The organism is Acinetobacter sp. YH12136, assembly GCF_013418545.1.
GTDB classification, from domain to species: domain Bacteria; phylum Pseudomonadota; class Gammaproteobacteria; order Pseudomonadales; family Moraxellaceae; genus Acinetobacter; species Acinetobacter towneri.
Genome location: NZ_VPBV01000005.1, coordinates 70,670 through 94,886 on the forward strand (window position 1 = coordinate 70,670; position 24,217 = coordinate 94,886).

General features: G+C 42.7%; 26 protein-coding genes. 16 read left to right on the forward strand and 10 right to left on the reverse strand.

Translation table 11 applies throughout. The features are described from left to right. Window positions 1–92 precede the first annotated feature (92 nt). A complete protein-coding gene (pncB, locus tag FTU71_RS03805; RefSeq protein ID WP_131261228.1) occupies window positions 93–1,298 on the reverse strand; it encodes a nicotinate phosphoribosyltransferase in 1,206 nt (401 codons plus the stop codon). A gap of 234 nt (window positions 1,299–1,532) precedes the next feature. On the opposite strand from pncB, the gene dtd reads away from it, so the two are divergent. After that, window positions 1,533–1,973, forward strand: a complete 441-nt coding sequence (dtd, locus tag FTU71_RS03810) for a D-aminoacyl-tRNA deacylase (protein ID WP_004974142.1) — start codon at window positions 1,533–1,535, stop codon at window positions 1,971–1,973. 62 nt (window positions 1,974–2,035) lie between these two features. On the opposite strand, the gene FTU71_RS03815 is transcribed toward dtd, so the two are convergent. The 3 genes from FTU71_RS03815 to serB form a co-directional block, all read right to left on the reverse strand. Next, complete coding sequence (locus tag FTU71_RS03815; RefSeq protein WP_004974140.1) at window positions 2,036–2,515, reverse strand: hypothetical protein; 480 nt, start codon at window positions 2,513–2,515, stop codon at window positions 2,036–2,038. A gap of 209 nt (window positions 2,516–2,724) precedes the next feature. After that, window positions 2,725–3,060, reverse strand: a complete 336-nt coding sequence (gene aciT, locus FTU71_RS03820; RefSeq protein ID WP_004974137.1) for a ciprofloxacin tolerance protein AciT — start codon at window positions 3,058–3,060, stop codon at window positions 2,725–2,727. Window positions 3,061–3,460: 400 nt separating this feature from the next. After that, window positions 3,461–4,681: a phosphoserine phosphatase SerB gene (gene serB / locus FTU71_RS03825; RefSeq protein WP_180111477.1), complete on the reverse strand. Its 1,221-nt coding sequence runs from the start codon at window positions 4,679–4,681 to the stop codon at window positions 3,461–3,463. 78 nt (window positions 4,682–4,759) lie between these two features. On the opposite strand from serB, the gene FTU71_RS03830 reads away from it, so the two are divergent. Beyond that, the gene (locus tag FTU71_RS03830) at window positions 4,760–6,019 is read left to right on the forward strand and encodes a hypothetical protein (protein WP_180111479.1); all 1,260 of its coding nucleotides are present in this window, start codon (window positions 4,760–4,762) and stop codon (window positions 6,017–6,019) included. Between the two features lie 109 nt (window positions 6,020–6,128). Here FTU71_RS03830 and ppk1 read toward each other — a convergent pair whose 3' ends face one another. From ppk1 to mhpT, 4 genes are all read right to left on the reverse strand, one after another. Further along, entirely contained in the window at window positions 6,129–8,192 is a 2,064-nt protein-coding gene (ppk1, locus tag FTU71_RS03835; protein ID WP_180111481.1) for a polyphosphate kinase 1, read from the reverse strand. Window positions 8,193–8,424: 232 nt separating this feature from the next. After that, the gene (gene pncA / locus FTU71_RS03840; protein WP_180111483.1) at window positions 8,425–9,051 is read right to left on the reverse strand and encodes a bifunctional nicotinamidase/pyrazinamidase; all 627 of its coding nucleotides are present in this window, start codon (window positions 9,049–9,051) and stop codon (window positions 8,425–8,427) included. A 47-nt stretch (window positions 9,052–9,098) separates the two neighbouring features. Further along, the gene (locus FTU71_RS03845) at window positions 9,099–9,500 is read right to left on the reverse strand and encodes a hypothetical protein (protein ID WP_180111485.1); all 402 of its coding nucleotides are present in this window, start codon (window positions 9,498–9,500) and stop codon (window positions 9,099–9,101) included. Between the two features lie 196 nt (window positions 9,501–9,696). Continuing rightward, window positions 9,697–10,923, reverse strand: a complete 1,227-nt coding sequence (mhpT, locus tag FTU71_RS03850; protein ID WP_131261231.1) for a 3-(3-hydroxy-phenyl)propionate transporter MhpT — start codon at window positions 10,921–10,923, stop codon at window positions 9,697–9,699. Window positions 10,924–11,894: 971 nt separating this feature from the next. Between mhpT and dapA the strand changes: the two genes are divergently transcribed. The 4 genes from dapA to FTU71_RS03870 all read left to right on the forward strand — a co-directional run bounded on the left by dapA (window position 11,895) and on the right by FTU71_RS03870 (window position 14,736). Then, window positions 11,895–12,794 (forward strand): 4-hydroxy-tetrahydrodipicolinate synthase, encoded by a 900-nt coding sequence (dapA, locus tag FTU71_RS03855; RefSeq protein WP_131261232.1) that lies wholly within the window; start codon window positions 11,895–11,897, stop codon window positions 12,792–12,794. Window positions 12,795–12,808: 14 nt separating this feature from the next. After that, window positions 12,809–13,408, forward strand: a complete 600-nt coding sequence (locus tag FTU71_RS03860; RefSeq protein WP_026438344.1) for a hypothetical protein — start codon at window positions 12,809–12,811, stop codon at window positions 13,406–13,408. 36 nt (window positions 13,409–13,444) lie between these two features. Continuing rightward, a complete protein-coding gene (purC, locus tag FTU71_RS03865) occupies window positions 13,445–14,164 on the forward strand; it encodes a phosphoribosylaminoimidazolesuccinocarboxamide synthase (protein ID WP_004974116.1) in 720 nt (239 codons plus the stop codon). A gap of 359 nt (window positions 14,165–14,523) precedes the next feature. Then, window positions 14,524–14,736: a cold-shock protein gene (locus FTU71_RS03870; RefSeq protein ID WP_004974113.1), complete on the forward strand. Its 213-nt coding sequence runs from the start codon at window positions 14,524–14,526 to the stop codon at window positions 14,734–14,736. Window positions 14,737–14,850: 114 nt separating this feature from the next. Here FTU71_RS03870 and FTU71_RS03875 read toward each other — a convergent pair whose 3' ends face one another. Next, entirely contained in the window at window positions 14,851–16,119 is a 1,269-nt protein-coding gene (locus FTU71_RS03875) for a replication-associated recombination protein A (protein ID WP_004974112.1), read from the reverse strand. 117 nt (window positions 16,120–16,236) lie between these two features. Beyond that, the gene (locus FTU71_RS03880) at window positions 16,237–16,689 is read right to left on the reverse strand and encodes a YcgN family cysteine cluster protein (RefSeq protein ID WP_180111487.1); all 453 of its coding nucleotides are present in this window, start codon (window positions 16,687–16,689) and stop codon (window positions 16,237–16,239) included. 191 nt (window positions 16,690–16,880) lie between these two features. On the opposite strand from FTU71_RS03880, the gene FTU71_RS03885 reads away from it, so the two are divergent. The 10 genes from FTU71_RS03885 (at window position 16,881) to FTU71_RS03930 (ending at window position 24,178) form a co-directional block, all read left to right on the forward strand. Further along, entirely contained in the window at window positions 16,881–17,039 is a 159-nt protein-coding gene (locus FTU71_RS03885; protein ID WP_179994334.1) for a DUF1328 domain-containing protein, read from the forward strand. A gap of 207 nt (window positions 17,040–17,246) precedes the next feature. Beyond that, window positions 17,247–17,987, forward strand: a complete 741-nt coding sequence (locus FTU71_RS03890; RefSeq protein WP_180111489.1) for a dienelactone hydrolase family protein — start codon at window positions 17,247–17,249, stop codon at window positions 17,985–17,987. A gap of 69 nt (window positions 17,988–18,056) precedes the next feature. Next, window positions 18,057–18,419 carry an HIT family protein gene (locus FTU71_RS03895; RefSeq protein WP_070155794.1) on the forward strand — a complete coding sequence of 121 codons (363 nt, stop codon included), beginning with the start codon at window positions 18,057–18,059 and terminating at the stop codon, window positions 18,417–18,419. A 136-nt stretch (window positions 18,420–18,555) separates the two neighbouring features. Then, window positions 18,556–19,590, forward strand: coding sequence for an A/G-specific adenine glycosylase (gene mutY, locus FTU71_RS03900; protein ID WP_131261235.1), 1,035 nt, complete (start codon window positions 18,556–18,558; stop codon window positions 19,588–19,590). Window positions 19,591–19,650: 60 nt separating this feature from the next. After that, on the forward strand, window positions 19,651–20,190 hold the full coding sequence (locus FTU71_RS03905; protein WP_131261236.1) for a M23 family metallopeptidase: 540 nt from the start codon (window positions 19,651–19,653) through the stop codon (window positions 20,188–20,190). 18 nt (window positions 20,191–20,208) lie between these two features. Continuing rightward, the gene (locus tag FTU71_RS03910) at window positions 20,209–20,454 is read left to right on the forward strand and encodes a hypothetical protein (RefSeq protein WP_104852758.1); all 246 of its coding nucleotides are present in this window, start codon (window positions 20,209–20,211) and stop codon (window positions 20,452–20,454) included. A gap of 40 nt (window positions 20,455–20,494) precedes the next feature. Next, on the forward strand, window positions 20,495–21,058 hold the full coding sequence (locus FTU71_RS03915) for a DNA-3-methyladenine glycosylase I (RefSeq protein ID WP_180111491.1): 564 nt from the start codon (window positions 20,495–20,497) through the stop codon (window positions 21,056–21,058). A 94-nt stretch (window positions 21,059–21,152) separates the two neighbouring features. Beyond that, window positions 21,153–22,175 (forward strand): NAD(P)-dependent alcohol dehydrogenase, encoded by a 1,023-nt coding sequence (locus tag FTU71_RS03920; protein WP_004974093.1) that lies wholly within the window; start codon window positions 21,153–21,155, stop codon window positions 22,173–22,175. Window positions 22,176–22,727: 552 nt separating this feature from the next. Next, a complete protein-coding gene (locus FTU71_RS03925; protein ID WP_004974091.1) occupies window positions 22,728–23,432 on the forward strand; it encodes an FKBP-type peptidyl-prolyl cis-trans isomerase in 705 nt (234 codons plus the stop codon). A 56-nt stretch (window positions 23,433–23,488) separates the two neighbouring features. Beyond that, window positions 23,489–24,178 carry an FKBP-type peptidyl-prolyl cis-trans isomerase gene (locus FTU71_RS03930; protein WP_004974089.1) on the forward strand — a complete coding sequence of 230 codons (690 nt, stop codon included), beginning with the start codon at window positions 23,489–23,491 and terminating at the stop codon, window positions 24,176–24,178. Window positions 24,179–24,217: the final 39 nt, after the last annotated feature.

A 24,217-nucleotide genomic window follows, 5' to 3' on the forward strand; every position in this document is an offset into this window, starting at 1 on the left:
TTTTCATAACTTTCGCAGAATTTTAACAATCACATGCTTTAATCTAGAAAAAAACCGAAGATTTTCTTCGGTTTTTTCAATGTGCTCAGGTTTTAAACAGGCGTTTGTATTTCAAAAACTTGGCGTAAATATGCCAAGAAGGTGTCATTATCGGTCATGGTTTTACCCGGACTATCGGACAATTTCGCCACCGACTGACCATTACATTCCACCAATTTCAACACAATATTTAGCGCAGTTTGCCCCATATCATTGGTTAAGTTGGTACCAATCCCAAAACTAACCTGAAAACGGTCTTTAAAATACTGATGCAAGGCCCATGCTTTTTCGACATTTAAGCCATCACTGAAGGTCAGCATTTTAGTTTTACTGTCAATTTTTAGCTTTTTATAATGTGCATAAGCTTTATCGCCCCACACATACGGGTCGCCACTGTCATGTCGCAAGCCATCAAATAACTTGGCAAAATACAAATCAAAGTCACGCAGGAAAGCATCCATCCCGACCACATCAGTCAAGGCAATGCCTAAATCACCCCGATATTCTTGCACCCAAGTTTCTAGTGCGGCTTTTTGGAAGTCACGTAAACGTACATCTAGCGCCTGAAATGCCTGTAAAAACTCATGTGCCATTGTCCCAATTGGGGTAATGCCTAATTCTTTAGCCAACAGTACATTACTAGTACCACGAAACACTTCAGGTACAGCTTGATGAAAAGCCGCAATCACGTGCTTTTGCCATGCAAAACTATAACGGCGGCGCGTACCAAAATCTGAAACCAAAAATGGTGGATCTTCAGGCAGTTGCTGCTGTTGGTAACTTTGAATCAGGGCAATTTTTTGCTGTAAACGGCGCTCACCTTCTGCCCAAACCTCATCATTACGGATGCGCTGAAAATACAGTTCATTGACAATTGCCAGGACAAAAATCTCGAACATCATGGCCTGTACCATCGGGCCTTCTACCCGAATATCCAAACGACCTTGCGCATCAATACTGGCGTGAATAAAACGACGCTTGAGCTGAAATAATTCTAAATAATCGACAAAGTCACTTTTAATAAAGCGTAAATTACGCAAATACTGCAATTCATCTTCTTTAAATTTCAACTGACACAAATGATCAAGCTGCGCATTCAACTCAGCTAAAATATCGCTCAGTGGATACGCGGTATCTTCAAGATTACGGCAGCGGAATTGATACACACTGTGCGTTTGCGGAAATTTATGCAGCACCACCTGTAACATGGTGAATTTATATAAATCAGTATCGAGCAGAGATTGAATAATGGGGGTCATAGGGATCATCATTTCGCGGTACTTCTTGCATTAAAGCATACTTTATTCAGCAAAAAAGGGCTTTTATCGACAATCTTGTTACAACTTTGCTGAAGTGTAGCCTTCCCAAGATATTTTACCTCTCTGCGGGCAGCTACCGTTCTGATGCTTTCGTGATTGATGTTAATGCACGCCAAAGTGCCTAAGTTTGCTACAATCTGCAGCCATCCCCCACACTGAGAAAATTAGTCCCCCATGCGCGCATTATTACAACGAGTTCTTGAAGCCAAAGTCGTGGTCGATGGTGAAATCACTGGCGAGATTCAACAGGGTATTTTGGTATTTTTGGGCTTAGGCAAAGACGATAATTTTGAGAAAGGCAAAAAGCTGATTGATAAAATTTTAAAATATCGTTTTTTTGATGATGAACAAGGCAAAATGGGTTGGAATGTCAGTCAGGCCAATGGCAGTGTGTTATTGGTTTCACAATTTACCCTCATGGCACAGACTCAAAAAGGTTTACGTCCTGATTTTGGCCCTGCGATGCCCCCAAACGATGCCAAAGCGCTGTATGAACAATTGGTGGACTATGCCAAAAGTCAGTTTGACAGGGTGGAAACAGGTATTTTCTCTGCCGATATGAAAGTGCATTTGGTAAATGACGGGCCTGTGACTTTTTGTTTGGAAGTCGAGTAAATCACATATAAAAAAACCTCTGTCAAAAATTGATCAGAGGTTTTTGTTTGGGTCTGAGCAGCTTATTTACCCGTTTTTTGTTTAATAAACTGGCGTGCCATTTTAATTTTTTCTTTTACAGGTTTTGGTAGTTTAGGTGGAATCAATTTCGCTGCTTGGTTAAACCACACCAATAAGCCAAAATCACCTTCCATTTTAATGCTGCCATTTTGCATGCCTGTCATAAATGCAGTTGGATCACCTTTCATTAAGGTTTTTACGCCTTGCTCGCTGTCTGCAAACTGCAAAATAAAATCGGCTTTTTCTGCATCGCCTGCCACAGTGTCAATATGTCCATTGTTGACAATAATTTGACGCGCCATACCCAAGTCTGTGCCAATTTGAATACGGAACTGGCGTTCATGCACCAACTCAATAAATTTTGGACTGGTACGTGCCAGTTGTTTCATACGCAATGCCAAACCTGCCACGAGAAGGTCAAGTGGATCGGTGCTGACATCAACCAAAGGAAGTTTGACCACAGGAATTGCAGAAAGTTTCATGACAGTGAAGCCTATTGTAATTGTTGGATAATGAACAGACTCATCCTATCACAACTCCCGCTTTTTGCTGCAAGGCTTTGTATAACAATCTTTAGGAGGGTGTTAAAATTTTGTCGCTGTTTGGATGGCGCAAACTGCCGTACAGATAAAGCAAAAAAGATGCAAACCAGTTGCATCTTTTTAAAGTTTTTGAATTTAGTCTGTACGATTTAGCGGCTTGAGCACTGCTGCTGATCGTCTTCATAGACTGGGGTATGTTCGATATAGCGACGTTTTGCCAAAGCACGCTCTGCCCGACGGTCTTCTCGTAATAATAATAAAGTCACCAAAGTCATCGCCAAGAAAATTGCCGACAAGTAACTGTAGGTAATTGGCAGTTCAAATACGCTTTGCACACTGTAGCGCACCACTTCCAATAAACCCCAAAACACCATACCTGCCAACATAAAGTTTAACCAGCGACGATAAGGCGAAAAGAAAACAGCAATCAACGCAGCTGCGACGAGGCTTAAGCCTACAATGGTCGCTAAATTCGCTGTTAGCATAAAAACCTCCGTCTAAAGATGCAGCCTCTTTTTGAATTGGTCTGCGACTTCAAATACCGTTTAAATAAATAATGGATGTCGATTTAAATTCTATGTCTGCATTATGCTGCGTTTTCTAGATAAAAAAAGACTTGTATTTTTATAAAGCGACACACCTTGTCGCAATATTATATTGTCATTACATTTTTTAAATTTTGTAGTTTTCGGGAAGCTAAGCTAGCTCTTTATTCGCGTGTCATTACAAAAAAACACCTTATTTTTTGCCTTAAAAAATATTTTTTTCATTCAATGCTGTTGCGGTTTTTATCGACAGTTTTTGTTTACCGTTCATCGTTATCTGCTGATTATACAAACAAAAAACGCAGCATGACTGCTGCGTTTTTTTCATTGAATTGTCATATTAGGCACGGTTCAAGTCTTTGTCATGCACGCCCAATAAGTACAGCACACCATCTAAGCCCACGCTTGAAATGGCTTGATTGGCGTTTTGACGTACCAACGGTTTAGCACGGAACGCCACACCTAAACCTGCAATAGAAAGCATTGGTAAGTCGTTCGCACCATCACCCACCGCAATGGCTTGTTCCAAAGAAATCCCCATTTTGTCTGCCAGTTCACGTAGCAATAATGCCTTACGCGCACCATCCACAATGTGACCTTTTACTTCGCCTGTAACCATGCCATTTTCTACATCTAGAATGTTGGCATGCACTTCATCAATCCCGAGTTTTTCCTGTAGATATTCTGCGAAATACTGGAAACCACCCGACAAAATTGCGGTGCGATAACCTAAGGATTTCAGGGTTGAAATCAGGCGTTCTGCACCTTCGGTCACGGTCAGACGTTCGGCAATTTTAGGCAGCACAGCAGCGTCTAAACCTTTAAGTAATGCTACGCGTGCGCGGAAACTTTGCTGAAAATCTAGTTCACCTTGCATGGCACGTTCGGTAATTTCCGCCACCTGATCGCCCACACCTGCCTCAATCGCCAACTCATCAATCACTTCTTGTTCAATGAGCGTCGAGTCCATGTCAAAACACACCAAACGGCGGTTACGACGGTAAGCGTTGTCTTCTTGTACTGCGACATCCACACTCAGTTCATTCGACAGGCTTAAACACGCAGCACGCATAGCCACTGCATCTAGCATTTGCCCACTTAATCCAAACTGAATACAGGCACGTTTAGGTTCGTCTTCGGCTGCATTAAGCTGTGGACGACCCGACAAACGAGTCACGGTTTCAATGTTAAAACCTTGGCTAGATACAATATGCGTGACCGCCTGTAAATGTGAGGCATTCAGCTCTGGCGCCAGTGCAGTCACGATATAACGGGTACGACCACCTTCTTTGACCCATTGCTCATATTCAGTTGCAGAGATTGGTTTAAAACGCACAGTTAAGCCAATATCATGTGCTAAAATCAGAATCTCCTTCATGGCTAAAGCCGTTGCAGTCTGGTCTTCTGATGCAACAACAATACCTAAAGTCAGTTGATTATGAATAACAGCTTGGCCAACATCTAAGATTTGTAAGGAATGAGCGGACAATACCTGCATTAATCGAGTAAACTGATTAGGTTGGTCAGGTCCTAAAAATGATATAAGAATGATTTCTCGCATGAATTGACTCGGGTCTGAGCTACAACTATTGTGAGAATCATAATCTAAATTGAATATAAATGCCTTGGAAGTTTTACCTTGAATGCGCCTAGACAAGGGCTATTTGCTAGCCTATTGATTGTAAGTTTTGCTTTTCACACCTTTTTATTGGTGCTTGCAACAACACACCAATTAAATGAAAACCGCGCCAATCAGGGGCAGTTAATGACCAGCCAACTGGTCACAGACAGCCTTTCTGAGCTGGAACCTCCTAATACAGTATCACTAGCATTATTGGTGAATCGTTATGCCACCAATCCAAGCATTGCTTCTATTCGTATTTTAGATGCAAAAAATCAGGTCTTGGCGACAGGTGGACAGTCACGTACCCGTGTAGGTGAAGTCTTTGTCCGCGACGCCATCATCAATGAAAAGAAAGTCGGCACTATTGAAATTACCTTAATTCAGCCAAGTATTGGTGAAATTCTGCGTACCCAATGGCTAGCCACACTTTTATCATTACTGGTTCATGCCTTGTTATGGTTGGCTTATCGCGCGATTGCCCGTCCCAGCCGTAGTGAATATTTGGCACGCATTAATAATGAATCCCGCCTCAAACACGAATTACAATTATTGACGCAAGCCCTTGAGCAAGAAAAACATCAGACTGCTTTGGCACTTGCGCAGGCACAGCAACAACCTAAACCTGTGATTTCGCCTAAAGCAAAAAAAGCCATTGAGCAAAGCCAAGATCAGAACAACATTGCGCTGAATATTCAGTTTTATGACCCGAAACAATTATTAGACACGGTCACGCAAAGTGTGTCTGTGCCTTATTTTAGCTTATGTCAGATTTTCCTGAACAAAAGCATTGAACTGTGCGTACAATACTACAAGTTAAACCGCTCCGATATTCAAACGGTACAGCCATTCAATGAAGATGGTGCAACACTCAGTATTGCAGCCAATACGCCAAATGCAGCAGCCTGTATGGCAATGATTGGCACGGTGTTCCAGTTATTGTCTGAAGTGCTGTATAAACGTTACCGCGAAGAAAAACGTTTTGTGTTGCAAACTCGCAGTGGTTTATCTACCGCCGTCGAAGCCATGCAGTTATCTGCGGTGCAGGCGGCAGAGCGTTTGGTGCATCAATTATCTGCCCGTGAAAATGCAGTGCATCTACCAAAAGAATTGCTAGATGAACTGTCTGCGCATTATGAATTGGTGAGTATGCCAAATCCGACCAATGTGCTGATGCGCCACGCCTTTATGGTCAATGGTATGGACAGCCAATCGGCTGAGTTGGCGCAAAGCCTGCGCACTGAAATTCTAAAAGGCAAACATTCAAAAGCCTCTTAAAATAATCCATAAGATGCTTTGAAAAACATAAAAACCTGAGTATGCGCACATACTCAGGTTTTTTTCATATTCGTAGATGCGAGATCACATCCATTCACTACAGCCAAATTTACACATTCAGCTGCTTTTGCTCGACCAAATACATTTGCGCATTGTGTACGGCAGCCTGCCCCACCACAGCAGCTTTCTGCCATTCACCATTGGCTTGTAGCTCCCACGCATTTTGATTGTCATGCAAATAACTCAGCAAGCCATCTTTCACAATACGCTGTTTAATTTTCTCATCCAAAATAGGGAAGCAGGTTTCCACACGTGAAAATAAGTTGCGTCCCATCCAGTCTGCGCTGGCACAATACAATTTTTTCGCACCACCATGCTCAAAATAATACACGCGGGTATGTTCCAAAAAGCGTCCCACAATCGAACGGACATGAATACGCTCAGACATCGCTTTCACTTTTGGAATCAAACAACAAATCGAGCGGATAATTAAATCGACCTGTACCCCTGCCTGCGAAGCACGGTACAAAGCCGTAATTAACTCAGGCTCAGTCAATGCATTGACTTTAATGATAATTCGGGCAGCTTTGCCTGCTTGTGCAAACCCGATTTCTTGTTCAATCAGTTTGAGCAATTCACTGTGTAAGGTAAATGGTGCATGCAGCAAGTTTTTTAATTTTGCCGATCTGCCCATACCTGTGAGCTCCTGAAACACCCGATGCACATCTTCACAAATATCAGGATGTGTGGTCATTAAACCGTAGTCGGTGTACATCCGCGCATTGCCTGCGTGATAGTTGCCTGTACCCAAATGCACATAGCGCACCAACTGCTCTTGCTCACGACGCACAATCAAAATCATTTTGGCGTGGGTTTTATAACCCACAATGCCATACACCACCACAGCACCTGCCTCTTGTAAGACATTAGCAACCATAATATTAGATTCTTCATCAAAACGTGCGCGTAGCTCAATCACGGCAGTGACTTCTTTGCCATTACGCGCGGCCTCTGCAAGTACCTGAACAATTTCAGAATCTGGGCCACTGCGATACAGCGTTTGCTTAATCGCCAACACATTTGGGTCTTTAGCCGCTTCTTTGAGTAAATTAATCACGGGCTGAAAAGAGTCAAATGGATGATGCAGTAACACATCCTGCTTTTTTAGAATCTCAAACATCGGCTTTTGCTTTCGAAATATTTTAGGAATCACAGGTGCAAAAGGGGGATATTTCAATTCAGGTCGGTCAAAACTACTGGTCAGACGCGACAGATTAATCGGCCCGCTAATCCGATATAGCTGCTGTTCATCTAAATCAAACTCGCTGAGCAAATAATCAATAATATCTTGCTGGCAATCATCTTCAATTTCTAAACGTACTGCACGCCCAAAACGACGTGAAGATAATTCATCTTTTAAGGCGACTGCCAAATCATCAACATCTTCGGCCAAAATCAGGTCGGCATTGCGGGTCACCCGAAACGCATAGCAACCTGTGGCTTTCATGCCTGGGAACAGATCATTGATATGTTGCTGAATAATCGCAGTCAGGAAAATGTGTTCTGTTGCACTGCCTGCCACTTCTTTTGGCAAATTGATTAAACGTGGCAAGGAGCGTGGCGCAGGTACAATCGCCATTTCAATTTCACGGCCAAAGGCATCTTTGCCTTGTAAGCTGACAATAAAATTCAGACTTTTATTGACCAAACGTGGAAATGGATGCGATGGGTCAAGGCTGATTGGCGTTAAAACAGGCTGTACCTGACGCGCAAAATAATCGGCAATCCACGCTTTATGTTTATCCAAAATGTCATGATATTGAATAAAGTGAATCCCTAAACTTTGCAACTGCGGCAAAATGGCATAGTTTAACGTGTCGTATTGCTGCTTCACCGCCTGATGCACTTTATCAGACAACTCTGCCAAGACCTGTTCAGTCGGAATGGCATCTGGGGTACGGGTAATGGAATTCAAATCGAGTTGCTTCATCAAACCTGCAACACGAATTTCAAAAAACTCATCTAAATTGCGTGAAAAAATAATCAGAAAGTTGAGTCGCTCTAAAATAGGTAACTCCGGGTCTAAAGCCTGCGCCAAAACCCGACGGTTAAACTCAATTAAAGAGAGTTCACGGTTAAAATAAGTATCAGATGAATGCTGAAAGTGTTCCATATCTTCTCTATGCTGTTTTTAAGACAGTCTGCTTATTTCGCCTCTGTGCAAGGCATGGTAGGTAGAGATTATGACAATCATGTTACAACCACAGTTAATTGCAGAATATTTCGCTAGGATAAGGTTAATATAAAAACATGATTTTTATTTAGTTTATTTTAAATTCAATTTATTTAATAGCAAAAAAGGAAGGTATAACCCTTCCTTTTCACAATTAGTCTATTATCTACTTTTAGCCAAGTAAGTGCTGACTCTGCACTCGCTGTACCCCATGTGCCAACATCTGTTGCCATGCTTGTTCTAAAGAGCCATTTAAATCAATCGCTTTGGTGGCATCTTCAATGACATAGGTACTAAAACCCAACTCACAGGCATCTATCGCTGTCCAAGCCACACAAAAGTCGGTAGCTATGCCCACAATATAAACCGTATCAATTTCACGGGCTTTTAGATAGGCCGCCAAACCTGTGGTGGTTTTGCGATCAGCTTCCATAAAGGCAGAATAGCTGTCTATTTGCTCGTGGAAACCTTTGCGAATAATCAATTGCGCTGTAGGCAAATCTAGGTCTGGGTGTAATTCGGCATCAAGTGTGCCCTGTACACAATGCACAGGCCACAACACTTGCTCGCCATAACTGAGTTGAATCTGTTCATAGTCCTGTTTGCCTGCATGATTAGCAGCAAAGGACACATGCGTTGCAGGATGCCAGTCTTGGGTGATCACAATGTTTTGAAACACACGCCCAAGCGCATTAATGCAGGGAATAATTTGATCGGCATCTGCAACCGCCAAATTACCTCCTGGACAAAAACCATTTTGCACATCGACCACAATCAAGGCGCTATTCAGCTGCTGCATGCTGTTTCCTTTCTCATCCTAAATGCGACCTTCAGCATAGCTGAAATTTAAGTCTGAGTGGTTTCACTTTGATAAAAATAAAAAGAATTGTGTTCAGCACAATGTTGATAGTTCGGTAGCTGTAACAATAATTGCCGTACAAAACGTGGATAGATTTTGGCTTTGCGTGCAGTCGCAGCATGAAAATAAAAATAAGGCAGTGAATGCCGAGTTAAATAATTGACCAAATGCTGTCGAGTTAAACGCATCACCTGAAAGGCATCAATACCTGCGTTAACATCTTCATAAGTGGCTTGATCGGCAAATGCCAGCCATGCATTTTGTTTTGGAGAAGTCCGTGTTACCCGAAAATGGCATTTCAATTCTATGATAAATTCATATTCAATCAGATACAGTGAAAACTGCTGTTGATCCAACTGAAATTCTGCAATCAATTTTTTCTGCTTCAAATGATACTCTTATATTTACTGTTTTTTAGGACTTATTATACCCTGCTTGCGTCATTGCCACCCAGTAGAACAGGCAGCTTTGCGACAGTACTTGTCACACTTCATTCGAGCATTTTCTCTCAAAAATCAGCGATCAACATACAAAAAAATAGCCTGCAGGTGCAGGCTATTTGGTCTTTCAACTGTTCTCATCCTTTTAAACAGTTTGAATACGACGTACCAATAACAACATGAAAATGGCTGAAATAATAATACATGGAATGGCTGCTGAAATAACCCCAGCCGCACCAAAGCCTGCTGCCAACAACTGACCTGCAATAGCAGGGCCAAGCATTGCGCCTACACGACCAACAGCAGAGGCAACACCGACCCCAGTACCACGTACTTCGGTTGGGTAGACAATACTACCAAAAGCATATAACACGCCCTGACAGCCAATCACAAAAGCACCGACCAAAGCTGAAGCCATATACATTTGCATGAGTGAACCCGCTGCATTTAGAGCAAATAAACCTGCCAAAATACCACCATACATCAATAAAATCACGTAGGCTTTTTTCCAACGGTCGGTCAGCATACCCAAAATTACAGTACCGACTGTCGCACTCACCATGAAATAGAACTGTGCAGTACTGCCTTCTTTACGCGAGAAACCTAATTCCATAAATAAAGATGGTAACCAGCTCAACATGATGTAAACCACCATCAAGGTAAAGAAGTAACTCACCCAAATAAATAAGGTACGCAATAAGTTTTGTGAATTAAACAAATCTTTAAAAGATGCTTTTGGCGCAGCATTTTGTGCTGTGACATCTTTACCTGCCGCTTGTGCTTTTAAGAATTCACGTGATTCTGGCAATAACCACATCATCAATGGAATGACAATAAATGGCAGCAAACCACCCAAATAGAAAATGTTTTTCCAGTTTGAGCCAAAATCTGTACTGGCAATTAAAGATAAAATGGCTGCACCCACAGGCATACCACAATACATCAAGCCCACAGCACGACCACGGTTTTGTGGCGAAACAGCTTCAGATGCCAAAGTAATTAAAATTGGCATGGCTGCCCCTAAACCTGCACCTGCCAAGAAGCGCACCGCCAATAGGCTTTCAAAGCTATTCACCCACACCGTACATAAGGTAAATAAAGCAAAGACTGCTGTAGACCAGATTAATACTTTTTTACGACCAATACGGTCTGCAAAACGTCCGCCAACCAAAGCACCTGGCAATAAACCTAAAATACCCGCACTAAAAAATACCCCAAGCTGCGAGCTGTCTAAACCAAAATGCTCACGGATACCTGCCGCAGCAATACCTGCTGCCTGAATATCCAGACCTTCAATCACTGCAATTAAAAAGCAGATCGCGACGGTAATAACCGCATGCCGCTGATCGCTATGTTGTGTTGATCTATCCATTGGGTCCCTCTACTAGAATTAGATAGCCATGTGAAAGCCTGCATCTTGCGCAGTTTTAAACTGCAGCAATAGCTATCAATAAGTGTTAGACCAAAGTGAATTTTTTCAGATCAGCGCAAACGTGTTGCGCAGCATGTAGAAAAAAACATAGCGAAAAAAACAATAAATCTGGCAAATTACACGCTATTTTCCCGCTTAAAGCAGTAAATTCAGCGCAAGATTTCTCACCATTTAAGAAGTCAGCGACAACATAGGTAGACTTAAAAGCTATTATTCTTAAGAATCAAAAATCAAAATATCCCGATTAAAACAGTCAGATATAAGAGCTATAAGGTCTGAATTGAGCGTTTTTTTATATAAATATCTAGGGTCTGTTGACAATTCATCTACGTTTGCGACGTGAGAGATATATCTCGCAAGATTTTTTAGCTGATATAAGGCATGAGACAGGAAATTTAGTCATTCTAAATGACTGGCACATAACGCAATAGCAGCAAAAAATATGCTCGCCCTGAAAGGCTGTGGCTAAAACTTTCTCAGATTGCGTTATGAAACTTGGCAATAGTCTCGCTATTCCCTGCGTTTCATGCCTGATCTGCTCAGTTTTAGCCTACAGCGCAAGCCATTTATGAAATGTCAACAGACCCTATATTCAGCGTTGTATTTCAAACTTGAGGCTAAAAAAGTGCTGATGAGGGTTGCGCCATACCAATGAAAATTTGGGTACAAAGGAGATGGTTATTATTTTTTTATTTTGAACAACAAGCTGCTGATCCTAAAATACTAAATTAAACAAAGTTTATGATTGCTTTGACGAAAGCATATTGTTCTGACACACTGAATCAGTCATAATTTGGCTAAGCATTATTTAATCAATTTGATTGAATTTTGACCCAAATCAAAATACTGCAACCATCCACATCTACCTTTTCTACACCTCTGTGGATGGAAAAATAGGATCTTTTTAAAAAATGACTCAGCAAGCACAGACCATTCAAGGCTCAATTGTCGCAATTGTCACCCCAATGTTAGAAGATGGCAGCGTAGATTGGAAAGGTCTCGAGAAGCTCGTTGAGTGGCACATAGAACAAGGTACCAACAGTATTGTTGCTGTAGGTACAACTGGTGAAGCATCGACCTTAAGTATGGAAGAGCACACCAAAGTGATCGCAGAAATTATTCGCGTCGCAAATAAGCGTATTCCTGTCATTGCTGGTACTGGTGCAAACTCAACGCATGAAGCCATCGAACTGACCAAAGAAGCACAACAATTGGGCGCAGATGCGGCCTTATTGGTAACGCCTTATTATAATAAGCCAACTCAGGAAGGTTTATACCAGCACTATAAAGCAATTGCAGAAGCAGTTGATTTACCTATCATTTTATATAATGTACCGGGTCGTACTGGTGTAGATATGTCAAATGAAACGGTCATCCGTCTTGCAGACATCCCAAATATTGTGGGCGTAAAAGATGCAACGGGCGATGTGCCACGTGGTCAGCAATTATTGGCTGGCTTAACAGGCAAAAACATGGTGGTGTATTCAGGCGATGACGCTACGGCATATCAATTGATGCTGCACGGTGCAAAAGGCAATATTTCTGTAACTGCCAATGTTGCACCAAAAGCCATGAGCCAAGTTTGCGCGGCTGCAATCGCAGGTGATGCTGCAGGTGCAGAGCAACAAAACAGTGCGATTGCAAATTTACACAATATTCTATTTTGTGAATCGAACCCAATTCCTGTGAAATGGGCACTTCATGAAATGGGATTAATTGGTACAGGAATTCGCCTGCCATTAACTCCGCTTGCAGAACAATATCGTGCACCGTTACGCGAAGCCCTTCAGGCTGCGGGTGTCATTCAATAAAAGAGCTTAGTATGATGCAATTACGTTTTGGTTTTATCGCCGCACTTTCAGTATTGAGTTTGGCTGGTTGTAGTTCTCTTGCCATCAATAATGGTTCATTGGACTATAAAGACGCCGCTACATTAGCACCACTTCAATATCCAGAAGGTTCTGTGGTTCGACCTGCAACACCGTTGTATCCTGCACCAAGCGTTGACCCTTTAGCAACGGCAAATGCACCTAAGCTTGAAAATGCACGTGGCAACCGTTTTGCGATGCCACGTCCTGAAGCCATGCAAGCCAGCAGCAACACAGTTCAAGACAGTACGCAAATTGGACGTCCTCAACCCGTAGTTGACGGAAACCAAAATCCGTTGCTCAAAATTGATGGAAATTCTGCTACAATTTGGCAATACACACTTGCCACCCTCAGCAGTCTGAATTACAGCATTGTTGGTCAAAGTAAGAACCGTTACGAGGCAACCATTAAGGTCGATCAACAGATTTATGTCTTAAGATTGACCTCTGTCGGTTCGAGCAACAACCTAGCTGTATTCAATGCCGATAACAGCTTTGCAGATCAAGAAAAAGCTGCAGATCTGTTGGCCCAGATTTACCAAAATTGGCCAGCCTAGCCGTACTAGGCATTTTTTTTTGAAAAAGGTTCCCTCATGTTAAAACAAACCTTGCTCTATACTGGTAAAGCAAAATCTGTTTATACCACAGACAGTGCAGACCACCTGATTTTAGTCTTTCGTGATGATGCCTCTGCGTTCAATGGCGAAAAAATCGAACAACTAGATCGTAAAGGTAAGGTGAACAACCGTTTTAACGCCTTTATCATGGAAAAATTGGCTGAAGCGGGTATCGAAACTCACTTTGAAAAACTACTTACACCAAACGAAGTATTGGTGAAAAAGTTAGACATGATTCCTGTAGAGTGCGTTATTCGTAACTACGCTGCAGGTTCACTCTGCCGTCGTTTAGGTGTAGAAGAAGGTAAAGAACTGACCCCACCTACATTTGAATTGTTCTTTAAAGATGACGCTCTTGGCGACCCAATGGTAAACGAATCTCAAGCGATTGCTTTAGGTTGGGCCAATGCTGAACAATTGGCAAAAATGAAAGAATTAACTTACCAAGTCAACGATGTATTAAAAGCATTGTTTGATGCAGGTAACATGATTTTGGTCGACTTCAAACTTGAGTTTGGTGTATTCCACGACCGTATTGTGTTGGGTGATGAGTTCTCTCCAGACGGTTGCCGTTTATGGGACAAAGACACCAAGAAGAAACTCGACAAAGACCGTTTCCGTCAAGGTTTAGGCGGTGTGGTTGAAGCTTATGAAGAAGTTGCTGCACGTTTAGGCATCGACTTAGACAATATCTAATTCAAGCTTTTCAATTTTAAAAGCTGAATTCCCAAAACCGAGCAACATTGCTCGGTTTTTTGTATTTTGCTGTAGACCAAACAGGGTTTACAAACCAAATCTTTGAAAAAATCGCCCCATCCACAATGCCCAGTCTGTCTGCCTATTTTTAAATTTATCTGAATTTAAATTGTGTATTCTGCAATTCCGTGTATGCTTGTTGTCATACTAGAAAAATATGAAGTTCGTTTTAATCGTCTAAGTCCGTAGTTTTATTTTGTAATCCTTCGTTTGTTCAGATTTTAAGTCGCATCTTTTTCCCAGTTATTCCAAATCTTTTTTAGATTGCAACATATTAAAATTCAGCAGGATATTTCCCTATGTCAAATCCGACAATGAAAGGCACGGTAAAGTGGTTTAACGAAACTAAAGGTTTTGGTTTTATTCAACCAGAATCTGGTCCAGATGTGTTTGCGCATTTCAGCGAAATCGCACACTCAGGCTTCAAGACTTTACACGAAGGTCAGCAAGTTGAATTCAGCATTGCGCAAGGTCAAAAAGGCCCGAATGCTGTAAACATCAAACCGCTTTAAGCCTTTGAATGCAGCACTCAAGGCTGCAAACAAATCTAAAAAAGCTCAAGTTGATTCTTGAGCTTTTTTTATGCCAATACTTTTACAAATATCTTTTCAGCTATACCAAATCGCTTAGGATTGAGTCTGCTGCCAACGACGTTGTTGTAAACGCTCACCTTCCACTTCACGTTTATTACGTGCCGACTCATACAACTTTGTGCCTTTCAGTTCAGGCGGCAAATAGTCCTGTAGCACAAAATGCTCTGGGTAATTGTGCGGATACAAATAATCTACGCCATAGCCTTGTTCTTTCATCAGTTTGGTCGGTGCATTACGCAAATGCAGTGGCACAGGTAAGTTGGCGGTTTTTTCAGCCAAATCCATGGCTTTATTAATTGCCAAATAAGTACTGTTACTTTTGGCACTGGTTGCCAAATATACTGCACATTGTCCTAAAATAATCCGCGCTTCGGGCATACCCAGCACTTGTACCGAGCGGAAACACTCGCCTGCCAATAACAAGGCATTCGGATTTGAATTGCCAATATCTTCCGAAGCAGCAATCAACATGCGACGCGCAATAAAGCTCGGGTCTTCACCGCCTTTGAGCATGCGCGCCATCCAATACAATGCAGCATCGGGGTCACTGCCACGAATTGACTTAATAAAAGCCGATACCAAATCATAATGTTGCTCGCCTGACTTGTCATAACGGGCAATGTTTTGTTGCGCAACCTTGACCACAATCGCGTTGGTGATGATATTTTCCACCTCGGGTTCAAAGGTGCTTGCCACCAAGTCCAGTAGGTTTAAAGCCTTGCGTGCATCACCTGCAGCAAACTGAATCAGAGCATCAAATTCTTCAATCTGAATATAACGGTCTTTTAAGAATTGATCTTGCTGAATGGCTTGAGTAAGCAAAGTCTGAATCGAATCGGCATCTAAAGCCTTTAAGGTATAGACCTGACAACGTGAAAGCAGCGCACTATTGACTTCAAAAGATGGATTTTCAGTGGTCGCACCAATTAAGGTGATTTTGCCCTTTTCCACCGCATTTAATAAGGCATCTTGCTGCGACTTATTAAAGCGATGAATTTCATCAATAAACACCACTGGTGTGAGCAAATCGCCGCCTTCGGCAATAATTTCACGCAGCTCTTTGACCCCAGTATTCAAGGCAGAAAGGCTGATAAAAGGACGATCTACCGCCTGCGCCAACAGCAAAGCGATGGTGGTTTTCCCCACCCCTGGTGGCCCCCAGAAAATAATTGAAGGCAAATGCCCCTGATCAATCATTTGGCGTAACGGCGCTTGCTCACCTAAAAGATGATCTTGACCAATAATTTGCGATAAATCGCGTGGACGCAAACGCTCAGGCAGTGGAATATGACTCTCTGACATCTTGTTATTTCTATACTTGACTTCAACCTAGTCTACTATGATCTCAAGCTTTGGAGTATTTCTAATCGTACCGATTTATCGCTAAAACACGATTCAAAGTTTATTCTGCAGTATGAATTAACGCACCCAACGCACCACATAATCTTCTATATCTTCTTCTGCAACATCCAGTTCTGAAATACAACGCCCTGCCGCAGATTTTTTGGCTTTAATCACACTTTGGCGTGAGCCCGTATTTAAGTAATGCCAAGATGGCAAATTTTTGCCCTGTTTTAAACGACGATAGGCACAACTTGGCGGCAACCAGTGAATTTTTTCTAGTTTTTCTGGGGTAAGTTGAATACAATCGGGCACAAAGTCAAAGCGATTGGCATAATCTGAACAACGTGCTGTGTTACAGTCCAGTAACTTGCACGCCACTTTGGTATAGGCCACTTCTTGCGTGTCTTCATCTTCTAGTTTGACCAAACAGCATAAACCGCAACCATCGCACAAGGCTTCCCATTCCGCAGTATTTAAGGCATTCAGCGGATAGTTTTTCCAAAATTCAGGTCGTAATTGATTAGACATAGCGCACAGAAAATAACAAAACTGCGTCATTATAACAGCCTTGTTTCAACTTGTTGCTTTTGTTTAGTCTTTAAATGAATCAAACACTTAACTCAAACAACTGAACATTTAATACACAAAAACAAAACAGTGTGCTGCGTTCAGCTCCCTATACTAAATTCAGAAGCTATAAAAACACATGGAGAACAATTATGTTTCGTTGGGCTATAATCTTCGCAGTGATTGCGTTAATCGCGAGTTTACTTGGTTTTGGTGGTGTCGCAGGTTTATCCAAAGACTTTGCCATTATTTTATTGGTGATTGCTGTGATTTTGGCAGTTGTTGGTTTCCTCTCTCGCGGAAAAATCTAGTGACCTCGTCTATAAATTTCTAAAAATCAGATAAAAAAGAAGGATTTTTCCTTCTTTTTTTATGTCCGCTTTTTACGCAACAAATGCCAATTTGGCTATTTTAAAAATATTTTCTCACATTTATAGGCAGTATTTACCCTGTTTTTAAAAATGCGTGCCATATTATTATGCTTTAATCATGGCATTGAAAACGATAAGGAATAAGGCATGGCTTTAGCAATCAAAACTCGCGAAATTGAATATACGGCTGCAGATGGCAGCAAACTGATCGGTTATTTTGCTGCACCAGAAACAGCTCAAGCTATCGCGGGGGTGATTGTCGCACCTGAATGGTGGGGACGTAACGAATACACCGAACAACGCGCGCGTGAATTGGCTGAACATGGTTTTGCAGCCTTAGCGATTGATATGTATGGCGATAAAAAAGTCACCACCACCGCAGCCCAAGCCAATGAATGGATGATGCAAACTTTTGCAGATGCTGACACAATTGTGACTCGTGCGTCTGCAGCTTTGGACACTTTAGCTGCCCAACCTGAAGTAAATCGCGATAAACTCGCTGCAATTGGTTTCTGTTATGGCGGCAAAGTCGTTCTGGATTTGGCTCGTTCTGGCGCAGCATTAAAAGCAGTGGTGACCTTCCACGCCAACCTCAGCCCGAAAGCCCCTGCACAGCAAGGTCAGGTACAAGCCGAGATTTTGGTGTTGCATGGTGAACTGGACAGCATGGTGACTTTAGACGACGTCGCAAGTTTCCGTGAAGAAATGCACGCGGCTCAAGTAGAGCATGAAGTGATTATTTTTGAAGATGCCAAACACGGCTTTAGTAACCCTCAAGCTGATGAACGTGCCAAAGCCAATGGGGTCGATTTAGGCTATAACGCATCGGCAGAGCAACAAGGTTTAGCTGCCATGTATGAAGTGTTGGATCGTCGTTTAGCAGATTAATCTGCTGTTCACATTACGCAGCATATACTCAACGCAAGCCAAGAAAATTTTAAAGAAGAGGATATAACAATGACTGAGCAATGCCCTTATTGCAATTTTGATGATTATGATGTTTTGGCAAAAAATGAATTTGGGGTAATTTTGCCTGAACCCAATGCCCTGTCTAAAGGACATTGCGTGATCATTCCGCTACGTCACGTCGGCTCTTTTTTTGACATTACAGACAAAGAACGTAAAAGTTTATTGTCTTTATTAGAATTGGCGCGCAATGAGTTGCAATTGCGTCATCAACCTGCAGGTTTCCATGTGGGTTTTAATGATGGCGATGTGTTTGATGCTAAATCTGAGCATTTACACATCCACATTATTCCACGCTATGAAGGTCAGACCTTAAAATTGGATAACCGTTGGGGTATGAGCGGTCAAATTTAAACCACGACTCGTTTTATCCCAAACCAAGTGAAACCAAACCTAAAGAAGAAGATGCACGCTCATCTTCTTTTTTTATGCACGTAATTCCCACGCCAGTTTGGCTATACTAAGCCGCTACTTTACAAACTGGGTTCGCATGACTGCTTTTTCATTTTCCGATGCTCTCCTCACGTGGTTCGATCAACACGGACGCCATGACCTGCCGTGGCAAGTCGCCGATGATCCCTATGCGGTGTGGGTGTCTGAAATCATGCTGCAACAAACTCAGGTCAAAACCGTATTGCAATATTTTGAGCGTTTTTTGCAGCGCTTTCCGACAGTGCAAGATTTAGGACGTGCAACTTGGGATGAAGTTGCACCGTATTGGGCAGGTTTAGGCTATTACGCCCGCGCCCGCAACTTGCATAAAGCCGCAGCCATTGTGGCACAGCAAGGACATTTTCCAAGTACGCTCGAACAGTGGATGGCTTTGCCGGGCATTGGTCGCTCTACGGGTGGTGCCATGATGTCGCTGGGTTTACGCCAATACGGCGTCATTATGGATGGCAACGTCAAACGGGTTTTAGCACGTTTTTTTGCTATTGAAGATGATTTATCCAAACCTGTACATGAACGTGCCATGTGGCAACTGGCAGAACAGCTCTGCCCCGAAGTGCGTAATCACGACTATACGCAGGCTATTATGGATTTGGGCGCCACCATTTGTACCCCCAAAAAACCACTGTGCTTATATTGCCCAATGCAACAACACTGCAAAGCACATCAACAAGGTTTAGAGCAGGAATTGCCCTTTAAAAAACCGAAAAAAGCCGTACCCGTTAAATCTGCACAGGTCTTAGTACTGCAATGCGCAGATCAGTGGTTATGGCAACAACGTCCCAATACAGGACTTTGGGGTGGACTATGGTGTTTGCCTGTCATTGAAGATGCACAGGCTTTTGAGCAACTGTGTCAAAGCTTGAGCCTTAAACAGGTACAGCAACGCGCACAAATTTCGCATAGCTTTACCCATTTCACTTGGCAGCTTGAAGCACTGTGTTTTCAGGTCGATGCTGATCTACAAGAACACTTGGCAATAGAACTGAATGCAGATTGGTATAGTCCGCAACAAGCCAGCGATTTGGGCATTCCGACGGCCATGAAAAAATTGATCTCGGCAATCAATCTGTGACATAGTCAAGCATCGTGATGAATGAAATCTTTGCTTTCACTGCCATTACAAGGATGTCTTATGTTTCGATGGATTGCTGTTTTAAGCCTGTCACTCTTTACCTTATTGATTGCGGCCTGTAGTTCTGCACCGAAACGTCCCAGTACCCCACTCCCGCCTGCCTTGGTGCAAAAACTCAATCAAATGAGTTTAAAAACTCGCTTGCCCATTCCTGTGCAGGGCATTAAAGCGCATCAGTTGAATGACACTTGGGGTGCATCTCGTAGTAGCGGACGTTTGCATGAAGGCATTGATATTCTTGCCGCCAAAGGCAGCAAAGTGTATAGCGCTACAGAAGGTTTAATTGCAGACTTACGCGATAATCGCTTAGGTGGTAAAGTAATTTGGATATTAGGGCCTGCAGGCACTTGGCATTACTATGCACACTTGGATGGACATAAACGCGGTTTAAACGTGGGCGATTATGTCAAGGCAGGAACGCATATTGGCTATGTCGGCAATACAGGCAACGCCCGACACACTGCCGCACATTTGCATTACGGACTTTATTTAAATGGTAAAGGACGCGGTGCGGTCAATCCTTATCCTTATTTACGTTAATTTTGTTAGGAACATTTCATGTCTGAAGCCTTGATAAATCGATTGGTGGAATTTGCAGAATCTGGCAATCAACAAAAAATTGTGTTGGCAGGACAAGTCCATCAAGGCTGGGTCATGGAAATTACTGAAGATGCCCTGCTCATCAGCACAGGCTATTCAGATAAAGTTGGTAAAGACAACTGGATTTCCTTTCACGATCTGCAACAGGCAGAACTATATTATTGGGATAACCAACATGACCAATGGGCAGCATTTCAGCTTTAAGCCTGTCCCATTCACATCTATTCAATAAGGAGCATGACCCATGACGATACAACGCTGTGGCTGGTGTTCCGATGATCCGCTCTATATTTCCTATCATGATTTAGAGTGGGGACAAGCTGTATTTGCCGAAGCACATTTATTTGAAATGCTGTGTTTGGAAGGACAGCAAGCAGGCTTGTCTTGGATTACTGTATTAAAAAAACGTGAGGCGTATCGTCAACATTTTTTCCAATACAGCATTGCTGAAATTGCCGCATTTAGTGATGATGATCTTACGCTCAAATTACAAGATGCTGGATTAATTCGCCATCGAGGTAAATTACAAGCAATTCGTGACAACGCACGTGCATGGCAAAAACTAAAAGACGCCGATATAAACGTCGTGACATGGCTTTGGGGTTTTGTTGCACAGCAACCTATTAGGAATGATGTACCTGACTATCGTCTTGCGCCTGCACAAACCGACGCTAGTGTTGCCATGTCGAAAGCCCTAAAGAAAAATGGTTTTAAATTTGTAGGCCCGACCATCTGCTATGCTTTTATGCAAGCTGTAGGCATGGTCGATGATCATGAAAATCACTGTCACTTTAAAACAACATCTTAAAGCAACATCCAAGCTTTAGTATTCAAAACTGCTCAACCCATAATAGCAAGATCACCAATCAATACAGTCAGCCTTATGACAAGGACGGTGCAATATGAGTAATACCATTCGAGCCTATGCCGCAATGCAGGCAGGTGAAGCCCTGCAAGCCTATCAATTTGATGCGGGTGAACTGCAGGCGCATCAGGTAGAAGTCAAAGTCGAATATTGTGGCTTATGCCATTCCGATCTTTCAGTCATTCAAAATGACTGGCATTCCTCAGTATATCCTGTGGTGGCAGGACATGAAATTATTGGCACGATTACTCAATTGGGCAGTGAAGCCAAAGGTTTAACCGTGGGGCAACGTGTAGGCATTGGCTGGACTGCAGACAGTTGCCAACACTGCGATGCCTGTATTGCAGGCGAACAAGTGCTGTGCAGCAATGGCACCACCGCAACCATTGTGGGACATGCAGGTGGTTTTGCCGATAAAGTCCGTGCAGGTTGGCAGTGGGTCATTCCATTACCCGATGAGGTCGATCCTGTCAGTGCAGGGCCTTTGCTCTGTGGTGGAATTACCGTATTTGATCCGATCTTGAAACATCAAATTCAGGCAGTACATCATGTTGCGGTGATTGGTATTGGTGGCTTGGGGCATATCGCCATCAAATTATTAAAAGCATGGGGCTGTGAAATTACGGCGTTCAGTTCCAATCCAGACAAAACCGCAGAATTACTGGCTATGGGTGCAGACCATGTAGTGAACAGCCGTGATGCTGCTGCCCTTAAAACCCAGCGTGGCAAGTTTGACCTGATTTTAAGTACGGTAAACGTAAGCTTGGACTGGAATGCTTATTTAAGTACGCTTGCACCACATGGCACTATTCACATGCTAGGTGTAGCGCTAGAACCCATGCAAATTAAGGCGGGCAGCTTAATTGGCGGTGCAAAATCGGTTACTGGTTCATCGACAGGTTCGCCTGCAGCGCTGCGTCAATTACTACAATTTGCCGCACGCAAACAGATTGCCCCACAGGTGGAAGTTTTTCCGATGTCACAGATCAATCAGGCAATTGAACATTTGCATCAGGGCAAGGCACGCTATCGGGTTGTGTTAAAGGCCGACTTTGACTGACTTTTAAGATAAGTCATGATAGTCAAATATATTTCTATCTTTATTTAGGTAAAACCGCTCATCTAAAAACCTAGATCACATGAGGATACTCGGAAGTGTCATCCACAACCTGCGTAGCATTAGACCATTATTGTTTCTGCGAAATAATGAATGAGATACAAGAATTAAACAGGTTTTGTGGATGACAATGGTTTTGCCCACTTTTGCCGAAACAAAAGTGGGTCGAACCGAAGGTTAATCCTATTATTGGACAACAACCCATCAGGACGCTGTCTTGATCATTTATGCGATTACAATAAAAATTTACCTACAGCCCAAACGCAATCTGACTTTTCTTAAATGACCCACATCTAGTCCTGAATTGATAAGATTTATGTATAAAAAATGTTTTAGATATTCAGTCTGTTATAGAATAAACTGCGTAAGCAGCATATATTAAAAAGTTGAATCGACACAGGCTGCAAAGCCACGTGCCAAACTAGAAAAGTCTGTGAAAAAGTCTGCTAAGATGAATGCTGCTTTTTTAACTATAAAATGAATTTGAGAAAACCTATGAGTAAAGCCTTACCCATCGCTGTTGCTGTAATTTTAGGCGGTGCTGCACTTGTTCCTGTTTATTATGCCTCTCAAAACCCAGCAGTGGCGACCTCTAAAGCGTCGGCAAATGCTTCTGCGGTTGAAAAAATCAGCTACGCTTTGGGTTATGAAGTGGCACATCAAACCCCACCAGAGCTAGACATCAACAGCTTTGTAACAGGTGTGCGTGAAGGTCATGCGCGTAAACAACCTGCCTACACCGAAGAAGAATTACAAAAAGCCTATGAGCAATTCCAGCAAGAGTTGCAACAAAAACAAGCCACTCAGGCGCAAGCTGCACAAACAGCCAGTGATTCATTCTTAACTGAAAATGGCAAAAAAGCAGGCGTACAAACCACAGCTTCTGGCTTGCAATATCAAGTGATTAAAGAAGGCACAGGCAAACAGCCAACGGCAAGCTCTGTGGTCAAAGTGCACTACACGGGTAAACTGGTCGATGGCAAAGTATTTGACAGCTCGGTACAACGTGGTGAGCCAATTGAATTCCCACTGAATCAAGTCATTCCGGGCTGGACTGAAGGTTTACAGCTCATGAAGGAAGGCGGTAAAGCTACGCTGTATATTCCATCGAAACTGGGCTACGGCGAACAAGGTGTACCAGGCATGATTCCTGCCAACAGCACCTTAATTTTTGATGTTGAACTGATTGAAGTGAAATAACAACATCACCCTTTCAGGAGAGCTTGGCTCTCCTGTATGGTCTTAGGACGAAAAGAATGAAAAAACACCTTGCCCTTGTGTGTATCGCACTGCTCAGCAGTGGCAGTTTTGCCAAAACCGTGACCAATAAAAGTCCTGTTGCAGATCAGGTCGGTTATAGCTTTGGTTATTTAATGGGGCGCAGCAATGCGGAAACCTTAAAAGATATTGATCTCGAAGCCTTCATTGCTGGCTTAAAAATGGCAACACAAGACCAAGCCGCCAGTTTAAGCGATGAAGAAATGGCACGAGTGCTGACTCAATTCAAAAAGCAAGCCGAAGCCAAACAACTGATTGAGCTTAAAAAAGTAGCCGATAGCAATGCTAAAATTGGGCAAGCCTTTTTAAACAATAATGCCAAAAAGGCAGGGGTCAAAGTCACCAAGTCTGGCTTGCAATATCAAGTCTTACAGGCAGGTACGGGCAAATCACCCAAAGCCACCTCTACCGTTAAAGTCCATTATGAAGGTCGTTTAATTGATGGTACGGTATTTGACAGTTCTATCGCCCGCGATCAAGCTGCAGAATTTCAGGTCAGCCAAGTCATTCAAGGTTGGACTGAAGGCTTACAACTCATGAAAGTTGGTGCCAAATATCGCTTCTTTATTCCTGCTGCTCTAGCCTACGGTCAAATTGGCTCAGGCGATGCAATTGAGCCAAACAGCACGCTTATTTTTGATGTGGAACTTTTAGAAATTGTAAAATAATCCAAAGCCGCATCATCTTTAAACAAAAAAATACCGCAA